We start from the raw sequence: 18,929 nt of genomic DNA on the forward strand, positions 1-18,929 counted from the left end.
CCCGCGCCCGAACAGGATCTCGGGCGAGACCCGGCTGTCGGAGCAGCCGACCAGCACGCAGAACGGGGCTTGCCCGCGGGCGAGTTCGAGACGGCGTTCGCGTCCGTTCGCTGCCAGGGCGGGGGCCTCGTTCCTGAAGTTCTCGTTGCCCGCCTTCATGAGCTTGAGCGCTTCGGCCGGGGGCAGCGCGGTCTTGTCCACCGGGCCCGCGGCCTGCGCGACGGCGTTCGGCAGGGCCGTGGCGGCGAAGGCGCCCGCCGCCCCGAGGAGGAGGCGCCGGCGGCCGGGATGCGGCAATCCGGTCGTGGCGCAGCGGTCGCAACGGGCATGCATGTCGGCGGATCCCCCCGGTTGCCCGAAGACCTGTGTCGTCCACGGGCTGAACGCGTCGCAGGTCGGACGGCTTGGGGACGGGTTTTGTTCCCGGGACCGGCGAAGCGATCGAGGCGCGCCGACGCGTCGGGGCCATCGAGGCCGGGATGATCGACGCCGCGACGGACGGAGTGCGCGATCCCGTTCTCCGGATCCCGCCTCACCCGCATCCCGGGCGGCCGCGCGCCTTCGCCGCCCGACCGGGCGACGCGGACCCGCTCGGGACCGGATCGCCCCCCGACGGATTGCGGGGCCTAGGCCGGCCCCGCTGCGGGCGGGCCGTCCTGGCGCGTGGACCAGACGACGCGCCCGGCCGCGTCCCGCAGGGCCGCCGAGCCGGACCGACCCGCCAGCAGATGCGCGAAGCGCGCCTTCGCGTCGGCGACCGCCGCCGCCTCGGAGGTGCCGAGGATCTGCTCGTCGTGGATGATGATGCCGCTGGCGCTCTCCCGATGCACGACGCATTGCAGCCGGAACGGCGCCGGTGGCGGTGACGGGACCATCGCGACCTCTCAGACCGGGGCGGGCGCCGCGCGCCCCGGCGCGGCGGCTCGGGCCGACGGGACGCCCTCACGCCGGGCGATGACGCGGTCGGATACCGGCGCCCCCATCCGTCGGCACTCCCTGGAACTCTGTCTCAAGGGTCATCCCTATCAGGAATCTCGCGTCCCCAGAACGGGATTGATCGAGTCGCGGACAGGCGCAGGCCCCGGTCGCGGGAGGACCGGGGCCTGCGCGGTCAGGCCGCCGCGGCGGCGTCGGCGGCGGCCCGCGCCGACCCCAGGCAGGCCTCGACGCCGTCGCGCAGCGACGACACGTAGGCGTCCGCACCGATCTGCCGGCCCAGGGCGGCGTCCGTCAGCACCTTCTCGCCCACCGGCCACAGGCCCACCAGAACCGGCATGTGCGGGGCGCGCCGCTTCAGGCGCTCCAGCAGGTAGCGCAGGTGCGCGGGGCTGCCGCTGATGTCGAGGTAGGAGATGCAGATCATCGCCACCCCCGTCAGGTCGAGGTCGCGGACGCGGTCGCGCGAGACGGCCTCGTAGCCGACGACCCGGGCGCCGAGCCCGTGCTTGCGCAGCAGCTGCGCCAGCATCGCCGAGGAGGCCTCGTCGAGGGGGCCGCGCCCGGCCACGCACAGGACGGGCGCCTCGCCGCGCCACGCCTCCGGGCGGGCTTCGCGCGGCGGGGCCTGACCGGGTACCGCCTCCGTCCGGATGTGGGTCCGCTCGGCCAGGGTCGGCGTCTCGCTCGGGTTGACCGCGTTGACGTCGCGCGCGGGTTCCGCGTCGGGATGGTCCTCGAAATCCTCCACCACGGCCCGGGCCGAGGTGCGGATGTTCTCGATCTGCGCCGACGTGACCACCCCGCGGGCGTAGTCGTTGGCGGCGAGCTGGAGGCCCTTGAGCGCCACCTCGTCGTAGTACGATGACAGCGAGCGCTCCTTCAGCATGGCCTCGCCGAGGTCGCGCGCCTCGTCCGGGTCGCCGGCCAGCATCCGCTGGTAGAAGTTCTCCACCGGTGTCAGCGGCGGCCGGTCGCCCAGCAGGACGTCGAGGAACTCCAGGCTGTCGACGTGGCGGCCGAGCACCACGAGGCAGACCGTGAACGGGGTCGCCAGGATCAGGCCGAGCGGCCCCCACAGGAAGCCCCAGAACAGGGTCGAGACGATCACCGCGAAGGGCGAGAGCCCGGTGGAGTGGCCGTAGAGCAGCGGCTCGATCACCTGCCCGAACACCGGTTCGGCGATCAGGAACAGCGCCGCGGTCTCGATCACCATCGACCAGCCCGGATCGACCGCGGCGGCCAGGACCACCGGGCCGACCCCGGACGCGAAGGCGCCGATATAGGGGACGAAGCGCATCAGCGCCGAGAACACGCCCCACAGGAGCGGGTTGGGCACGCCGATGACCCAGAGCCCGACGCCGATGAGCACGCCGAAGGTGGCGTTCATGCCGAGCTGGGCGAGGAAGTAGGTGCCGAGCCGGCCCGCGGCGTCGTCCATCGCCACCGTCGTGCGGTGCAGGTCGCTCGACCCGAACAGGCGGATCATGCGGTTGCGCAGGTCCTCGCGCTGCATCAGCAGGAACACGACGACCACCAGCACGATGCCGACCGTGGTCAGCGGCTCGACGATCGGGCCCAGCACCTTCTCGGCGAGCACCAGCGGCGAGGGCTCGGGCTCCTGCACCCGCACGAGCTGCGCCTTGGGGGTGTCGTCGCCCGGCGCGGTCGCCGCGACGGTGCCGGCGGCGTCGGCCTTCCGGGTGGCGGCGGTGACGTCGTGACTGAGGCGCTGCAGCAGCCGGTTCGCCTCCCCGAGCCAGCCCTGCTGGAGCCCCGCGACCTTCCTCTGCACGGTGGCCTGATATTGCGGCAGGTTGCCGGCCAGCCCCGCCACCTGCGTGCCGATGACCGCGCCGATGCCGCCGATTACCCCGAGGGCGAGCAGGACCGCGACGATCACCGAGGGGATGCGCCCGAGGCGCAGCCGGCGCAGCAGGTTGACGACCGGAGCCAGGACGAAGCTCAGCAGCACCGCCAGCACGAGGGGGATGAACACCTCGCGCCCGAGGTAGAGGGCGGCCACGAGGACGACCCCGACCGCGAGGGTCAGGAGGCCGCGCAGGCCGGGCACGAGGGGCGGCGGCACCTGCGCCGGCTGTCGTGGGGCGGCGCTCGGCTCGGAAGCCATGGATACTCCGGGACGGATGCGCGGACGGCCCACGCCCACGGGCAACCGCGCGGGAGCCCGGTTTGGTCCGCACCGGACGCCGCGGCCGCCCTGCGCAAACGCGACGGCGCCCGATCGAGCCTCGATCGGGCGCCGCTCCCCTTCCTCCGGCCGGCGCCGAGGCGCAGGCCGGATCCCGTCGCCGGGCGGTTCAGGCCGCCTCGCCCTCCGCGTCGTCGGCGTCCAGGATGGTCTCCAGATCGCCCACCAAGGCGTCCAGCTGGTCGGCGGTCGCCTTGAGCTTCAGCGTGGTGCCGTCCTCCGTCTCGACCGCGATCTCGATGTGATCCTCGACCTTCGCGGCCAGCGCCTGCTTCACCGTGTAGGTCGTCACGTCAGCCTTGTCCGCCATGCTGTCTCCTGGGTTGGCTGTGGGCAAACCCCGGACAGGGCGCATCGATGCTGCGGTAGAAGCTCGCGACGATGCTGCGGTAGAAGCTCGCGACGGGCGCCCGGCGGGTGCTGGCGCGCGGGCCCGATCCGGCCGGCTCTGCCGCGGCTTCGACCTACCGGCGGTTGCGCGTGTGGCCCTCGATGACCCGTTGCCGGTGCGTCGGCACTTCGGGCCGCCGGGGGGCGCCGGCCTGCACCATCGCGCGGGGTGCCGGCCGCGGGGCCGGCAGCAGCACCGGCAGGGCCGGGCGCGTGTCGAACCGGCGCGTGTCGAACCGGGGCGCCTCAAGGATGACGGCCTCCAGCACCCGCGGCCGGGTCGAACGGGCCGGCCGGACGGTGCGGGACGGCCACGCCGCGAGGGTCCCCAGGGCCCAGAGCCCGAGGCAGAGCAGGCCGATCAGGATCCCCTCGAGGGACGGATCCGGGCGGCTCATCAGGATCCCGGTCCCGGTGAGGGAGGCGGCGGCCGCGAAGAGCCGCGGTGTCGGATCGCCGTAGGTCATGCCGCAGCCTCGGCGCCGCCCGCTGACGGCGCGTAAATTCCACCGCTCCATTTGTCGCGAACCGGGCGATTTCCGGGGCCGAGCAAGGGCCGTCCTCAGTCGGCGAGGCTGGACGGCGGCTGCCAGGACACGCCGGGATGCTCGCGGATGTCGCCGGTCCGCGTCCCGGTATCGGCATCGCTCGTCCAGTCGCTGGGCTCGGCGAGGCCGGTGATCTCGGCGTCGGGGTAGGCGGCGGCGAGGAACAGCCGGGCCTCGCCCTCAGCCTCGGCCCTGACCGTGACGAGCGGCCCGGAGCCGCCCGTCCGGCGCACCTGGGCGATGAACAGTTTGGTCATGGTGGTCTCCGGGGTTGCGTCGTCGACGGGATCGGGGCGCCTCGGGCCCCCGGCTCCGCGCATGAGGGTTGCCGGCGCGCGGAGGGTCCGGGCTGCCAGTGCGGCCGCGAGGGCCGGCCGCGTGCGCCATCCTGTGCGGCGCCGGCCGCGCGTCGCGCACCGATTCGATCTTCCGACAAGCTTGCGGGCGGACCCGCTGTTCCCGGTCGACAGAGTCGCGGCGAACGGATCCTGCCGCGCGCCGCCCGGCGCGGCCGCCGTCCTGACGGGCCCGAGGATCGTGGCCGGCGTCACACGCGCCGTGGTCACGCGGGGCGGTGCTCCTGGTCGCGCTCCCTCCCCGATGCCCCTCCCCGATGCCCCTCCCCGACGCCAACGCCTGATGCCCCTCGCGCCGCCGCGCGCGAGGCCGGACGCCGCGGGCGCGCGGATGCCGGGGGCATGCCCGAGCCGCCGGATCTCCGATCCGGCGGCGGCCCTCCGTATGGATCCGGACGCTCTTTGCGGCGCTCTTTTCAAAGAAACCGGAATTATCGTAGTCAGGCGACCTCCGCGAGCATTGTGCATCGTGGGGGCAGGACACGGGTGATGCGTTCGAATTCTGTCTTGCAACTCAGGAGCGAGAGTCCAGGCCTTGATCAGGCTGCGGCCTGGCGCGACGCGGTCGCGCCCTTCTGGACCTTCACGGTGCGCAAGGAGGATGTCGGCGCGTTCCGCGCGCAATCCCAGGTCCGCCACCTCGGCAACGCGATCCTCTGCCGGGCGGGCGCGTCCGGCCTGCGCTTCGCCCGCGATCGCGCCCTCGTGGCCCGCATGGGGGTGGATCACATCCTCGCGCATGTGCGCCTCTCCGGGCGCGCCCGGATCGCCACCGGCGGCGATGAGCGGGACTGCGCCCCGGGCGACATCTGCCTGTTCGACCTCTCGCGCCCGCTCTCCGCCAGCAGCACGGACTACGAGGCCCTCACGGTGGTGCTGCCGCGGCGGCTCTTCGGTGCCGACCGGGGCGCCCTCGACGCCCTGCACGGGGCGGTGATCCGGGGGGAGACGCCCTTCGGCGGGATGCTGAACACCCATCTGCGTGCGCTGGCTGCGCACGCGACCGGGTTCTCGGAGGGGGAGGCCGAGGCGGCCGCGCGGGCCACGGCGGTGCTGCTCGGCGCGGCGATCCCGGGCCGCTCCGACGCCGCGCGGGCCGGCGCGGCGCCGGAGAGCGCGCCGCTCCTCCTGGCCATGCGCCGCTACATCGAGGGCGAGCTGGCCTCCCCGGATCTCAATGCCGAGAGCCTCCTGGGGCGTTTCGGCGTCTCGCGCAGCGCCCTCTACCGGCTGTTCGCGCCGCTCGGCGGTGTGTCGGGCTATATCCGGCAGCGCCGGCTCGGCCGCGCCTACCGGGAACTCGCCGCGGATGACGGGCGCTTCGTCCGCATCTCCGAGGTGGCCTATCGCTGCGGGTTCGAGAGCGCCGCCCATTTCGCCCAGGCCTTCCGGGCCGAGTTCGGCTGCGCTCCCCGGGACGTCCGGGAACGGTCGGCGGCCGTCGCGGCTCCGGCGGTCGCGGATCCGCCGCCGCGGACGGAGACCTGGACCGATTTCTACGACTGGGTGCTCCGGCTGGCGGCCTGATCGGGATGGGCGGCGACACTTGTCTCGGCGGCCCCGCATCGCCCATAAGACCGGCGATGACATGCGGGGTTCGGCATAGGCGCGCTGCCCGGGCGTGCGGCTGGTGGGCGCTCGCCGCCCGCGCGCTCGCCCTCGTCCTGGCCCTGACGGTCGCCGCGCCGGGAATTGGTCTCGCGGCGGATCTCGCCTTCCACGCGGGCGGGCATCACGGCCGGACCGCGGGTCTGGTCCTCGACGCCCCGGCCGCGCCCGCGGATGTCGACCCCGGTCTGGGCGCGCACCTCCATTGCGGCTGCCATCAGGCCGCGCGCCTGGAGGCGGCCGACGTCGCTCCCCCGCCCCTCCCCGGCCGGCCCCTGCCGGCGGCCCTCGTCCAGGGCCGCCCCTCCGTGATCCCCGACCGTCTGCCGCGGCCCCCGCGCGCGTGAGCTGACGCCGCCCGCGGGCGGTGTCCGCCCGGACGCCGAAGCGGCTCCGGGTTCGCCCTCACGCGACACCTGAACGGGACCCTCCGGAGCCGCCGCGCGGCGGCCCGCCGTCCCGGCCGAGCGGCTTTCCCATGCGCATCCCCCTGTCCGTAACCCTTGTTGCGACCCTTGCCGCGGCCCATGCCGCGACCCCTGCCGCGACCCTCGCGGCGGCCTTGCTGGCCGCCGGCATCGCCCCCGGCGCCGCCGTCCCCGCCCTGCCCGATCACCTCCGGCGGACTTTCGCGGCCGCCGGGCTCGCCCCCTCCCCGGCCGGCGGCGGCCACGATCAGGACCGGGACCACGCTCACGCCCCGGATCGACCCGAGGCTCCGCACGCGGACCACGCCCACGGCGGCGACGGAGCCCACGATCCGGGCACGATCCGGATGCGGCGCGATCAGGTGACGGGCCAGGGCATCGTCACCCGGACGGTGGCGGGCGGCACCCTGGCGCGCCACCTCCTCGTGCCCGGCACCATCACCCCCGACACCGACCGGATCGCCCGCGTCCCGTCCCGGGTGGTCGGGACCGTCGCGGAGATGCGCAAGCGCCTCGGCGACGCCGTGCAGAAGGACGAGATCGTCGCCGTCCTCGACAGCCGCGAGGTCGCCGACGCCAAGAGCGAGTACCTCACCGCCCAGGTCCAGGCCGAGCTGCAGACGATCAACTTCGAGCGGCAGCAGAAGCTGCTCGCCTCGCGCAGCGCCTCGGAGGCCGCCTTCGAGAACGCCCGCGCCGCCTACCTGGAGAACCGGCTGCGCGTCGACCTCGCCCGCCAGAAACTGTCGGCCCTGGGCCTCGACGCCGCCGAGGTGGCGGCCGCCCAGAAGCGCGACGAGGCCACGCCGACCCAGTCGAGCCTGCGCCGCTACCCCCTGCGGGCGCCCCTCGCCGGCCGGATCGTCGAGCGGCGGGTCGATGTCGGCACCGCGGTCGGCAAGGAGGGCGACCCGGCCGACCTCTACACGGTGGCGGACCTCTCCACGGTCTGGATCGAGCTCTCGGTGCCGACCCTCGATCTCGCCCAGGTGCGCGAGGGTGCCCGGGTCACGGTGACGCCGGGCCGGGCGGGCGAGGCGGATCGTCGTGCGGAGGGCCGCGTGATCTTCGTGAGCCCCTTCCTCAACCCCGACACCCGCTCGGCCCGGGTGGTGGTGGCCCTGCCGAACCCCGATTTCGCCTGGCGGCCCGGCACCTTCGTCACCGCCGAGGTCGACATCGCGCAGGACGCGGTCCCGGTCCGGATCCCCAAGGCGGCCGTCCAGACGATCGCGGGCCGGAGCGTGGTCTTCGTGCGCACGGCCGACGGCTTCGAGAAGCGCGCCGTCGACCTGGGCCGCTCCGACGACGAGGCCTACGAGGTCACCGCCGGGCTCGAGCCCGGCGCCGAGATCGCGGTCGGCAACACCTTCCTGCTGAAGGCCGAGCTCGGCAAGGCCGATGCCGGCCACGACCATTGAGGAGCCGGGCCGATGATCCGCCACATCCTCGCCGTCTCGGTCCGCCAGCGCTGGCTGGTGCTGCTCATCGTGCTGCTGGCGGCTTGCTTCGGCGCCGTCGCGCTGACGCGGCTGCCCATCGACGCCGTGCCCGACATCACCAACAACCAGGTGCAGATCAACACCCTGGCCCCGGCCCTGTCGCCGGTCGACGTCGAGCGGCAGGTCACCTACCCGGTGGAGACGGCCCTCGCCGGCATCAAGGGCCTCGAATACACGCGCTCGCTGTCGCGCAACGGCTTCTCGCAGGTCACCGCGGTCTTCGCCGAGGAACTCGACATCTACTTCGCCCGCCAGCAGGTCGCCGAGCGCCTCGCCCAGGTGCGGGAGGATCTGCCGCCGGGCGTCGAGCCGCGGATGGGGCCGATCTCCACGGGGCTCGGCGAGGTGACGATGTGGTCGGTGCAGTACGCGCCGCCGGGTGAGCGCACGACCGTGCCGGCGGGAAAGCCGGGCTGGCAGCCGGACGGGCGCTACCGCACCCCGGAGGGGCAGGACCTCCGCACCGAGCTGGAGCAGGTCGCCTACCTGCGCACGGTCCAGGACTGGATCATCCGGCCGCAGATCAAGGCGGTGCCGGGGGTCGCGGGGGTCGACGGGATCGGCGGGTTCGAGAAGCAGTACCACGTCCAGCCCGACCCGACGAAGCTCACCGCCCTCGACCTCTCCTTCGCGGACGTCGCCCGGGCGCTCCAGGCCAACAACGCCAACCAGGGCGCCCGCTACCTGGAGGACAACGGCGAGAGCTACGTGGTGCGGGCGGCCGGGCGCCTGGAGGATCCGGAGGCGATCGCCGACGTGGTGGTGACCAGCCGCGGCGGCGTGCCGGTGCGGATCCGCGACGTCGCCACGGTGCGGATCGGGCGCGACCTGCGCACCGGATCGGCCAGCGAGAACGGGCGGGAGACCGTGATCGGCACCGCCCTGATGCGGATCGGCGAGAACAGCCGCACCGTCGCGGCCGCCGTCGACGCCCGCCTGGACCAGATCCGGCGCGCCCTGCCCCCCGGCATCGTCGTCCAGACCCTTCTCGACCGGCGGCAGCTGGTCGAGGCCACGATCCGGACGGTGGCCAGGAACCTCGCGGAGGGGGCGGCCCTCGTCATCGTCGTCCTGTTCCTGCTGCTCGGCAACATCCGGGCGGCGCTCATCGCCGCGCTGGTGATCCCGGTCGCCATGCTGATGACGGTGAGCGGCATGGTCGAGGGAAAGATCTCGGCCAACCTGATGAGCCTGGGGGCCCTCGATTTCGGGCTCATCGTCGACGGGGCGGTGATCGTCACCGAGAACGCGCTGCGCCACCTCGCCGAGCGGCAGCGCGCGATCGGGCGGGCGCTCGACCTGGAGGAGCGCCTGGAGACGGTGCGGGCGTCGGCCGAGGAGATGATCAAGCCGTCGCTCTACGGGCAGGCGATCATCATCCTGGTCTACGTCCCGCTCCTGACCTTCACGGGGGTCGAGGGCAAGATGTTCCAGCCCATGGCGGCGACCGTCATCCTCGCCCTGGCGGCGGCCTTCGTGCTGTCGCTGACCTTCGTGCCGGCCCTGATCGCCATCGCGCTGACCGGCCGGGTCGCCGAGGCGGAGAACCCGCTGATGCGCGGCCTGACGGCGCTCTACCGGCCGGTCCTCGCCGCCGCGATCCGGGCGCCCGCCCCGTTCGTCGGGGCGGCGCTGCTCCTCCTCGCGGGCGCGGGCCTGCTCGCCGCCCGGCTCGGGACCGAGTTCATCCCGCTTCTCGACGAGAAGAGCATCGCGCTGAACGCCACCCGGATCCCCTCCACGTCCCTCACCCAGTCGCAGGCGATGCAGCTCACGGTCGAGCGGACGATCGCGACGTTCCCGCAGGTCGCCTACGTGTTCTCGAAGACCGGCACCGCCGAGGTCGCCACCGACCCGATGCCGCCGAACTCGTCCGACACCTTCGTGATGCTCAAGCCGCAGGCGGACTGGCCCGACCCGGCCCTGTCGAAGGCCGCGCTGCAGGAGCGGATCGAGGCGGCCCTAAACGAGCTCGCCGGCAACGTCTACGAGTTCTCCCAGCCGATCCAGCTGCGCTTCAACGAGCTGCTCGCCGGGACCCGGGGCGACCTCGCCGTGAAGGTGTTCGGCGACGCCTTCGAGCCGATGCTGGAGACCGCCAACAGGATCGCCGCGATCCTGCGCGGGATCGAGGGCGCCGACGACGTGAAGGTCGAGCAGATCGCCGGCCTGCCGGTCTTCGAGATCCGGATCGACCGGACCGAGGCGGCGCGGCTGGGCCTCAGCACCGGGGCGATCCAGGACGTCATCGGCGCCGCCATGGGCGGCCGGGATGCCGGATTCGTGTTCGAGGGCGACCGGCGCGTGCCGATCATCGTGCGCCTGACCGATCAGGTCCGCGAGGACCGGGAGGCGCTGGAGAACCTGCCCGTGCCCCTCCCCCCGGGGGCGAACGGCAGGGCCGCCTCCGTGCTTCTGCGGCAGGTGGCACAGTTCTCGGTCAGCGAGGGACCGAACCAGATCAGCCGCGAGAACGGCCGGCGCCGGGTCGTGGTCACCGCCAACGTCCGCGGACGCGACATCGGCTCGCTGGTGGCGGAGGCGCAAGCACAGGTCGCCGCGCAGGTGACCCTGCCGGCGGGCTCCTCCGTGACCTGGGGCGGCCAGTTCGAGAACCTCGCCTCGGCCCAGGCACGCCTGACCGTGGTGGTGCCGGTGTGCTTCTTCCTGATCTTCCTGCTGCTCACCTCGGCGCTGGGGGGCGCGCGGGACGCGCTCCTGGTGTTCAGCGCCGTGCCCCTGGCGCTCACCGGCGGCATCGCGGCCCTGTGGCTGCGGGGGATGCCGCTCTCGGTGCCGGCCGCGGTCGGGTTCATCGCCCTCTCGGGCGTGGCGGTGCTCAACGGCCTCGTGATGCTGACCTTCATCAAGCAGCGCGTCGCCGACGGCCGGCCCCTGGGGGCGGCGATCCAAGAGGGGGCCCTCACCCGGCTGCGGCCGGTGGCGATGACCGCCCTCGTCGCCTCGCTGGGCTTCGTGCCGATGGCGCTCGCCACCGGGACGGGGGCGGAGGTGCAGCGGCCGCTGGCCACCGTGGTGATCGGCGGGCTGATCAGCGCGACCCTGCTGACCCTGGTGGTGCTGCCGGCTCTCTACGGGCGGTTCGGCCCGACCGGCCGAGCCGAATCCCCCGAACGGTCGCAGGATCCTGACCCTACAGGCGGGCATGTCCGTGGCGCATGAGCTCGGTCGCGGACGCGCCGAAGATGCGGTCGGTGACGTGGCTGTATCGACGAAATATTGTAATCGAAATACCTGATCGTCCTGATGGTGAAGCTTCTCCATCGCGCGGCACATAACTGTAAGATGTAACATGATCATATGTATTCAATAGGATTGACAGGATTCCACCGTGAACTCTGTGACGGGGTATTCAGATCGTAATCGACCCGCGACGGAACTGTTGTCATGAAATTCGGCATCCGCTGGAGGCTATATATAGGTTTTGCTCTGCTTGTTCTGCTGGCCGCCGGCATCGGCGGATATTCGATCCACCAGCAGGCGGTGATCGACGAACAATACGCCCTCCGCGGCCGCCTGGAGCTGATCGCGCGGACGATCTTCTCGGTCGGCAACCTCGCCTTGCGTCTGATGGGGCAGGCCGAGCAGTACCGGGTCGCCCCGATGCCGGAACGGATCGCCGACTTGGAGCGGACGCGACGCGAGATCGAGGAGACCGGCGCCACGCTCATCGATCTGGCGTTCGTGGATGAGCGGCGCCGGGTATACGAGGAGATCCGCGACGCCGCCCGGAGCCTGAAGCCGGAGCTGGAACGCCTCAGGGCCGCGGGCACCTCCCTGATCCACGCCAAGCAGCAGCTGTTTGCGGGCGGCGACGAGCTGACCGGCGCCACCAATACCCTGGTGGCCGCGGTGCGCGCCCAGGCCGGAGGGGCCCCGGGCGGGGCGCAGGGCGGGGCGCTGTTCGGGTCGGCCCAGACGGTCGAGGCCGCCATGCTGCTGGTCCGCGTCGCCAACTGGCGCTTCCTGGCGACGCTCGATCCGAACGGTCCGGCCACGTTCGCCAAGAGCGTCGAGAAGGCGGAATCCGCCCTCAAGGCCTTCACGGAGGGGGACGGGAGTGCCGCCTTCGCGACCCCGGCCCGGGCCGTCACGCAGAGCCTGGCCGCCTACGGCAGCAACTTCCGGGCGACGGCGCGCGCCTTGGACGAGCTGAAGGCCGCATTCGAGACCGGCATCAAGCCGCTGGCGCGCGCGATCGATGAGCGCAGCCTCGCGGCACGCGACATGATCAACCGCGCGGTCGCGGACAACGCCCGCGCGGTCGAGACGACCGTGGCGCGCGCGCGCTGGATCCAGATCACCCTCGTCGTCCTGACGCTGGTCCTGGGCGGTGTGCTGGCGGTGCTGATCGCCGGCAGCATCATCGGGCCGATCGCCGGCATGATCGCCGCGATGGGCCGTCTCGCGGCCGGCGACACCGCCGTGGCGGTGCCCTCGCAGGACGCCGCCGGCGAGATGGGCGCCATGGCCAGGGCCGTGGACGTGTTCCGCCAGAACGCCCGCGCCCGGGCCGAGCTGGAGGCCGCCCAGGCGGCCGAGCAGGAGGCCCGCCGGCACCGGGCCGCGCGGATCGACCAGCTCGTCCACGCCTTCCAGCACACGGTCGCCGGCTCCCTGGACATCGTGACCGCGGCGGCCACCGAACTCGACGCCACCGCCCGCTCCATGACCCGGGTGGCCGACGACACCAACAGCCAGGCGGTGGCCTCCAGCGCGGCGGCCGAGCAGACCGCGTCCAACGTCCGGACGGTGGCGGCGGCGGCCGAGGAGATGGTGTCGTCGCTGCAGGAGATCGAGCGGCAGGTGATGCGCGCCAACGCGGTCGCCGCCGACGCCGCCCGGGAGGCCGAGGCGACCAACACCGCCATGGCCAGCCTCCGCGGGGCGGCCGAGCAGATCGGCGCGGCGGTGACGACCATCGCGGGCATCGCCGGGCAGACCAACCTCCTCGCCCTCAACGCCACCATCGAGGCGGCGCGGGCCGGCGAGGCCGGCCGCGGCTTCGCGGTGGTGGCCGCGGAGGTGAAGGCGCTGGCGGACCAGACCGCCGGCGCCACCGACGAGATCGGCGGGCAGATCGCGGCGATCCAGGCGGCGACGGCGCGGGCCGCGGAGGCGATGGCGCAGATCGCGCGCACGATCGCGAGCGTGAGCGAGATCAGCGGCGCGATCGCCGCGACCGTGGTGGAGCAGACGGCGGCCACGGGCGAGATCTCGCGCAACGCCGGGGAGGCGGCCAGGGGCACGCAGGACGTCTCGGGCACGGTGGCCCGGGTCCGGGCGGCCGCGGGGGAGACCGGGGGGGGCGGCCGCGCAGGTGCGCGATGCCGCTGCCGCGCTCGCCGCGCAGGCGATGGCCGTCAAGGGCGAGGTCGACGGCTTCCTGCACGACATCCAGGCCGCCTGAGGCCGCGCCGCATGTTCCGGGGCCGGCTTCCGTCAGGCCGGAAGCAGGTGGAGCATGCCGCCGAACAGCCCGAGCGCCCCGATGCCGATCAAGCCCGCGGCGATGTACAGGCGCATCCGGCTGTCCGTGACGTCCGGTGACAGGTAGTCGTCTTCGGGCGGGTCAAACCAATCCATCGGGTGAATGCATCCGGTCGTCGCATCGGGGCCAGGGCGGAAGGCGCCGCCCTAGGCCAGCCCGATGACGGCTGGATGACCGATCCGCCGCAGCGGAGGGCGGGCCTCGCGGCCCCGCCGGTGCGAATCCTGTGCCGCCGCTACGGCTTCACGAGCAGCACGTTCACCGCCTTCGCGAGCACGTGGACCGTGTCGCCTTCCTTGAGACCCAGCTCCAGCAGCGAGTCGAGCGTCATCACCGAGGCCATCCGGTAGGTGGTGCCGACCAGCTCCACCTCGACCTGGGCCATCAGATCCCCGCGCTTGATCGCCGTCACCGTGGCGGGGATGTCGTTGCGCGCGCCGTGCTTCATGGATCCTCCTCCGACGCAGCCGTCGCGGCTGCCCGCTGACCTCACGCGAGGCCGGCGGAGGACGCCAACCGGCTTCCTCCGGGCTTCCTCCGGGCTTCGCTCAGGCTTCCCCCGATGCGGGCTCGCCGCCCGCGCGGTCGACGCGATCGCGCCACGGCAGGCGGCCGCGGCGCGCCGTGGCGGTCAGCGGCTGCCCGAGGCGCCCGCGGCTCCGCCGTTGCCCTGCTGGAAGCCGGCCGCGTTGGGCGGTCCCTGCATCCGGCCATCCTGCTTCGGCATCTCCGAACCCGGAGCACCGGTCTTGGCCGAGCCGGTCGTGTCGCTCTTCCCGGTGAAGCCGGCCGCATTCGGCGAGCCCTGCATGCGGGGACCGCGCGGGGCATCGCCGCCGGCCGCGCCGGTTTCCCCGGCGGCCAGCGCCGCGGAACCCGTCGCCAGGAGGCCGGCGGCCACGATCGAAATCAATGTCTTCATGTGCGTGCCCTCGCGTGTTTCCTCATGCCGCCTCTCGGGGGCGGCACGGGGGCAACGCCGGCGGCCGGATCCCGTTCACGGCACGCGGCGGGCGGTCTCCAGGGCCGCTACCGGACCGGACCGGTCTCGGCGACGGCCGCGCCGTCGAGCCTCAGGCCCGCGTAGGTCAGAGTGGCGGTGTAGACGACCGTCCCGGTCTCGTCGCGGACCAGCACGGTGAAGGCTTGGTTGTCGCCGTCTCCGGGGATGATCCAGCGCGCGATCTCCGGCAGGCTGATCATCGCTTCCCGGCGGGCGGCATCGCAATCCGCGCAATCCGTTCCCTCGGTATCGGGCAGGAACTGTCCGTCGTTGATGTCGAAGAAATAGCGGGGCAATCAACCCCTCCGTGCGCTGCATCTACAGAGGCAACCCACGGTCAAGGGACCGGTTCTCGGCCCGCTCCAACAGGCGGTGCCGGCCGCGCGCCGCGCCACCCTGGAGCGCCGCGACGGCGTGGGTCACGCAGGCGGGGGCCTCAGCGGCGGCCGGTCAGGTCTGCGGCCCGGGGACCGCCGCGGGCGCCAGGGTGCGGCGCCCGAACCGGATCCCGTGGGCGAGCCGCCGGCCGGGCTTCTCGATCAGGCGGAAGGTCGCCGCCGAGATCAGCACGGTGCAGGGGATCAGGATGACTGCCGAGAGCAGGTGGGGATGCGGGATCTGCCAGCCCTCGAGCATCCGCAGGACCGGCGGCTTCAGGTGATCCAGGACCGGCCGGTGGACCAGGTAGATCGAGTACGACAGGATGCCGAGCCCGTGGAGCGGGCGCGATCCCAGGATCCGGGCCGCGACGCCCCTGCCGGCCGCGAGCGCCATGATCAGGGGGATGAACAGCAGCACCAGGATCACGTCCGCGTCCGGCCGCGTCAGGAGCAGGATCGCGGCGACGGCCAGCGCATCGCCCACGAACCCGCGTTCGGCGACGCGGCGCAGGGGCGAAACCGTCATGAGGCGCCACGCGAGCAGCCCGAGACAGAATTCGATCGCGCAGCGCACGAGGGGAAAGGCGGTCTCCCCCATGTAGAGGTCGAGGGGGCCGAAACGGACGGTCTGCTGCGCGGCGGCGTCGGGGACGGCCGCGAGGGCGCAGAGCCCGACCGCGCCGATAGCGGCGAGCACGGCGGCGATGCGCGCGGCCCCGAAGATCAGGACCGACACGAGGCAGGGGAACAGGACGTAGGCGAAGAACTCCGTGCTGATCGACCAGCCGGGTCCGTTGATGCTGTGGCCGATGCCCCAGGCCTGAACCAGGAGGAGGTTCGATCCCACCGCCAGCCAGGACGGTTCCGGCAGCAGGTCCCGGGATTCCCGATCCACCGCGTAGAGGATCAGGCACGCCACGCTCGTGACGGCGTAGAGCGGGTAGACGCGCGCGAGACGCCGCGCCAGGAAGCGCCCGTAGGTCGGAGCCTCGAAGCCCCCCCGGAAATCCTGACCGTAGGTCAGGGCCATGACGTATCCGCTCAGCACGAAGAACAGGTCGACCGCCAGATACCCGTGCTTGAGGACGGCGCCGGCCGCGCCGGAGCCGGCGCCCAGGGCGAGGTAGTGATAGGCGACCACGCAGCAGGCGGCGACACCGCGGATCCCGGTCAGGGACTTGATCTCGCGCTGTGAAGTCATTGCCGCACGGGGTCGCCTGTTCGGTCGTCGACTTTACAGGACCTGGCGTTAAGGGTTCGTGGCAAGATCCTCTGCCGACGAGGGCGTCTTCCGATGGAGGCCGCGCCGACGGCTGTGCCGGTGCGGCCATCCGACGCCGTCGGAGGCGCGGGGGCCGCGAACGCGAGGCCCATGGTGGGCCCGGCAGGACTCGAACCTGCAACCAGACCGTTATGAGCGGTCGGCTCTAACCATTGAGCTACAGGCCCTGCGCTCTTGCGGCCGCCGTGGAGAGATACCCGACGCGGCCGTTCGCGTCACCCCGGATTCCGGCGGATTCGCCGTCGCTTCCCGCCACCCCGATGCCCGGGACCGGACGACGGCCATCGCCGGGGCGGCGCCTTGGCTGGGCCGTCAGGCCATGGCCACGACGGACCGGCGCCGACGTCGCACTCCGCTCGTCTGTCGGAGGCCGGTGAGCGAGCAGGTATGTCGTCCCGACGACCCGTCGGCCGCGAGACCGCCCGATATCGAGACCGCCCGATATCGAGACCGCCCGATATCGAGACCGTGCGGCGTGGAGGCCTGGGGTTCCGTGTGGCAGAGACCCTCGCGCCCGCTCGGATATCGCCCGCTCGGACATCGCCCGCTCAGACATCGCCCTCTTCGGCTCGCGAGGCAGACGGCGATCTTCGTTCGCGGTGTCGACGGATGGCGTTCAAGCAATATTCATGTTCGGACGCATGGGCATGTTGCGCGATTAGTTGACCGCAACGTCGTGTGTCCGCATAATTCAAGGGCGTATTCTCTTTAAAATTTGCGCGGCGACATCTTTCAAAGGGTGAGGGGCTGATTACATCGCTGTCGCGGCTACGATGCCGCGGAGGGATGAATACCATGATGACGCGTGTCGCAGTGGCCGCCATGGCGGCGGGTGCCCTGATGGCCGCCGGTCAGGCGGCTGAAGCGAAGGGCTGCATCAAGGGCGCCATCGTCGGCGGCATCGCCGGTCATTACGCCGGGCATGGCGTTCTCGGCGCTGTCGGAGGCTGTGCGGCGGGCCGTGCCCTGGCCAATCGGCAGGCCGAGCGCCAGCAGGCCGCTCCGGCCCCGAGCGTCAACGGCGCGGCGCGCCCCGCCCGGAGCACTGGCGGCTACGTCGGCTACTGACCGCAGGGTGGCGCCGCGCGGGTGCGCGGCGCCACCCTGCCCGCGTTCAGACCGCGGTCGCACGAGCCCGGGGGGCCGGCGCTGCTGGGCCTGCCGGATTCCACCGGCGCGTCCCACCGGCGCGGGTTGCGGGCCAATCCTATCCCCCGCGCGTCGTTTCCCGGGCTGTGGCAGGGAGTCCGGTCAGGGTTTCCGGTCAGGGGATCCCGTGCCGGGCAGCACGAGGACCTGCCCGGGATCGATGAGGTCCGGATCGCGGATCTGCTCCCGGGTGGCGTCGTAGATCAGAGTGTAGCGCTCGCCCTCGCCGGAGATGCGCCGGCTGATCCTCCACAGGCTGTCGCCCGGCACGATGCGCGGCGTCTCGATCCCGGGGACCTGGACACCCGAAGCGCCTGACCCGGCCCCGGGCGTGCCTTTCGCGGCCAGACTGCCGATGCCGGAGGGTTGTCCCGCACCACTGCGCGCCGCTGCGGCAACGCCGCTCCGGTCCGACGTTTCCGGCCCGGCGACCGCACCGGCCGGGCCCTGTGGCGCGGCGGAACAGCCCATCCCGTCGTCATGGCCCCGTGGATGGGACTGACTGAGACCGGCGCCCGTTGGGTGCGCGCCCGACCGGGGGCGTGGCCTCTGCCTCCGGCCGTCAGGCGAAGCGGCGTCCGTCGGTCGCGTAGCGGCCGAGGGCAGCCCGCGCGGCAGGCGCGCCGATCTCGAAGCGATCCACGCCGGTCTGCCGCGTGAGGTGGTCGACGGTCATCGGGCCGATGGCACGCGCCCGGCCCGCCTCCGGCATGGCCCTGCTGGCGCCCGGGTTGACCCAGGAGCTCGCCGCTTCGCCGTGGCCGCCCGTGGTGAAAGGCTCGACGCGCTCGGCCGGCCCGCTGGGATCCGGCCGCCGACATCCGCCGAGCCGGGACCTGCCGAGCCCGGACCTGCCGAACCGACGCCGCCGAGCACCCGTTCGGGGTTCGACGGCATGGCCGAGCCGGTCGGCGCCGGCTTGGCGGTCAGTAGCCTCGGCGCGGCGGCGTGGCCGCGCGGCCGGTGACGCGGCGCGTGACGAAGGCGATGAGCCTCGGCAGCAGGAAGGCGGTGAGAAGCTTGCGGATCATGGGGTTCTCCAGGGTTGCGTGCGCTCAGCGCGAGGGACGGGCGAGCCAGCCCAGCACGAAGGCGACGCCGACGAAGGCCAGCAGCGTCGGGGTGCGGTTGGTGTCGGCGTAGCGGACGGCGCGCCGGCCGTGGGTCTGCACCCGGCGGCGGGCCTCCTCGGCGTAGTGACGGCCGTCCTCGATGAGGTCGTCGGCCCGCTCCCGCGCCTCGTGGGCGAGATGGCGGCCGTCCTCGGCGAGGTCCTCGGCCCGGTCACGGGCGCGGCCATAGGCGTACTGGGCGCCGCCGGCCACTTGGTTGACGGCCCCGCGCAGCTGCCGGCCCGGATCGCCGGACAGCCCGCCGAGCGTGGTCTGCGCGCGGCCCTTGAGGTGACGGGACGCGCCACGGATCTGGTCGCGGTTCATGAGGGTCTCCTGTGTCGGGTTGGAACATGCCCGGCCGGTAGGCCGGGGCAGCGCCGGCGCGGCCGGCGCCGTCGGGGCGCGCTCAGCGCCGTCCGGTGACGGTCTCGGCCAGGGACTTGGCGCCGTCCTTGACGTCGCCGACCGTCTTCTGCGCCTCGCCCTTCAGCTCCTGCGCCTGGCCCTC

At 73.0% G+C, this 18,929-nt stretch carries 18 protein-coding genes, 1 tRNA gene and 2 pseudogenes; 6 read left to right on the forward strand and 15 right to left on the reverse strand.

The annotated features are described in order from the left end of the window. The 6 genes from MFF58_RS29570 to MFF58_RS29595 form a co-directional block, all read right to left on the reverse strand. Positions 1-333 (reverse strand): carbonic anhydrase (locus tag MFF58_RS29570; RefSeq protein WP_505744326.1); only part of this gene is annotated, 333 nt, incomplete at its 3' end. A 293-nt stretch (positions 334-626) separates the two neighbouring features. Continuing rightward, on the reverse strand, positions 627-875 hold the full coding sequence (locus MFF58_RS29575) for a hypothetical protein (RefSeq protein WP_238293596.1): 249 nt from the start codon (positions 873-875) through the stop codon (positions 627-629). 236 nt (positions 876-1,111) lie between these two features. Continuing rightward, the gene (locus tag MFF58_RS29580) at positions 1,112-3,067 is read right to left on the reverse strand and encodes an AI-2E family transporter (RefSeq protein ID WP_238293598.1); all 1,956 of its coding nucleotides are present in this window, start codon (positions 3,065-3,067) and stop codon (positions 1,112-1,114) included. Positions 3,068-3,257: 190 nt separating this feature from the next. Then, the gene (locus MFF58_RS29585; protein ID WP_238293600.1) at positions 3,258-3,458 is read right to left on the reverse strand and encodes a hypothetical protein; all 201 of its coding nucleotides are present in this window, start codon (positions 3,456-3,458) and stop codon (positions 3,258-3,260) included. Between the two features lie 154 nt (positions 3,459-3,612). Beyond that, complete coding sequence (locus MFF58_RS29590) at positions 3,613-4,005, reverse strand: energy transducer TonB (RefSeq protein WP_238293602.1); 393 nt, start codon at positions 4,003-4,005, stop codon at positions 3,613-3,615. Positions 4,006-4,100: 95 nt separating this feature from the next. After that, positions 4,101-4,343, reverse strand: coding sequence for a hypothetical protein (locus MFF58_RS29595; protein WP_238293604.1), 243 nt, complete (start codon positions 4,341-4,343; stop codon positions 4,101-4,103). A 588-nt stretch (positions 4,344-4,931) separates the two neighbouring features. Between MFF58_RS29595 and MFF58_RS29600 the strand changes: the two genes are divergently transcribed. From MFF58_RS29600 to MFF58_RS29620, 5 genes are all read left to right on the forward strand, one after another. Further along, entirely contained in the window at positions 4,932-5,969 is a 1,038-nt protein-coding gene (locus MFF58_RS29600) for a helix-turn-helix domain-containing protein (RefSeq protein ID WP_238293606.1), read from the forward strand. A 56-nt stretch (positions 5,970-6,025) separates the two neighbouring features. After that, entirely contained in the window at positions 6,026-6,397 is a 372-nt protein-coding gene (locus MFF58_RS29605; RefSeq protein WP_238293608.1) for a hypothetical protein, read from the forward strand. Between the two features lie 131 nt (positions 6,398-6,528). Continuing rightward, positions 6,529-7,899 carry an efflux RND transporter periplasmic adaptor subunit gene (locus tag MFF58_RS29610; RefSeq protein ID WP_238293610.1) on the forward strand — a complete coding sequence of 457 codons (1,371 nt, stop codon included), beginning with the start codon at positions 6,529-6,531 and terminating at the stop codon, positions 7,897-7,899. A gap of 12 nt (positions 7,900-7,911) precedes the next feature. Beyond that, complete coding sequence (locus MFF58_RS29615) at positions 7,912-11,163, forward strand: efflux RND transporter permease subunit (protein WP_238293612.1); 3,252 nt, start codon at positions 7,912-7,914, stop codon at positions 11,161-11,163. A 225-nt stretch (positions 11,164-11,388) separates the two neighbouring features. Next, positions 11,389-13,551 carry a methyl-accepting chemotaxis protein gene (locus tag MFF58_RS29620; protein WP_308445492.1) on the forward strand — a complete coding sequence of 721 codons (2,163 nt, stop codon included), beginning with the start codon at positions 11,389-11,391 and terminating at the stop codon, positions 13,549-13,551. Positions 13,552-13,727: 176 nt separating this feature from the next. On the opposite strand, the gene MFF58_RS29630 is transcribed toward MFF58_RS29620, so the two are convergent. The 5 genes from MFF58_RS29630 to MFF58_RS29650 form a co-directional block, all read right to left on the reverse strand. Next, the gene (locus MFF58_RS29630; RefSeq protein WP_238293616.1) at positions 13,728-13,940 is read right to left on the reverse strand and encodes a TOBE domain-containing protein; all 213 of its coding nucleotides are present in this window, start codon (positions 13,938-13,940) and stop codon (positions 13,728-13,730) included. Between the two features lie 183 nt (positions 13,941-14,123). Next, entirely contained in the window at positions 14,124-14,414 is a 291-nt protein-coding gene (locus MFF58_RS29635) for a hypothetical protein (protein WP_238293618.1), read from the reverse strand. Positions 14,415-14,521: 107 nt separating this feature from the next. After that, a complete protein-coding gene (locus MFF58_RS29640; RefSeq protein WP_238293620.1) occupies positions 14,522-14,791 on the reverse strand; it encodes a DUF6894 family protein in 270 nt (89 codons plus the stop codon). 154 nt (positions 14,792-14,945) lie between these two features. Next, a complete protein-coding gene (locus MFF58_RS29645; protein WP_238293622.1) occupies positions 14,946-16,076 on the reverse strand; it encodes an acyltransferase family protein in 1,131 nt (376 codons plus the stop codon). Positions 16,077-16,248: 172 nt separating this feature from the next. Then, positions 16,249-16,324, reverse strand: a tRNA-Ile gene (locus tag MFF58_RS29650). Positions 16,325-16,955: 631 nt separating this feature from the next. Here MFF58_RS29650 and MFF58_RS29655 point away from each other — a divergent pair. Then, the gene (locus MFF58_RS29655; RefSeq protein ID WP_238293629.1) at positions 16,956-17,225 is read left to right on the forward strand and encodes a hypothetical protein; all 270 of its coding nucleotides are present in this window, start codon (positions 16,956-16,958) and stop codon (positions 17,223-17,225) included. A 183-nt stretch (positions 17,226-17,408) separates the two neighbouring features. Here the strand turns inward: MFF58_RS29655 and MFF58_RS29660 are convergent, their stop codons facing one another. The 4 genes and pseudogenes from MFF58_RS29660 to MFF58_RS29675 form a co-directional block, all read right to left on the reverse strand. Continuing rightward, the gene (locus tag MFF58_RS29660; protein WP_238293624.1) at positions 17,409-17,576 is read right to left on the reverse strand and encodes a LysM peptidoglycan-binding domain-containing protein; all 168 of its coding nucleotides are present in this window, start codon (positions 17,574-17,576) and stop codon (positions 17,409-17,411) included. A gap of 292 nt (positions 17,577-17,868) precedes the next feature. Next, positions 17,869-18,204, reverse strand: a pseudogene (locus MFF58_RS32680) (YidB family protein); the annotation flags it as partial. 157 nt (positions 18,205-18,361) lie between these two features. After that, positions 18,362-18,745, reverse strand: coding sequence for a CsbD family protein (locus MFF58_RS29670; RefSeq protein WP_238293626.1), 384 nt, complete (start codon positions 18,743-18,745; stop codon positions 18,362-18,364). Positions 18,746-18,827: 82 nt separating this feature from the next. After that, positions 18,828-18,929: pseudogene (locus tag MFF58_RS29675) on the reverse strand (CsbD family protein); the annotation flags it as partial.

It is taken from the genome of Methylobacterium longum, from assembly GCF_022179385.1.
GTDB classification, from domain to species: Bacteria; Pseudomonadota; Alphaproteobacteria; order Rhizobiales; family Beijerinckiaceae; genus Methylobacterium; species Methylobacterium longum.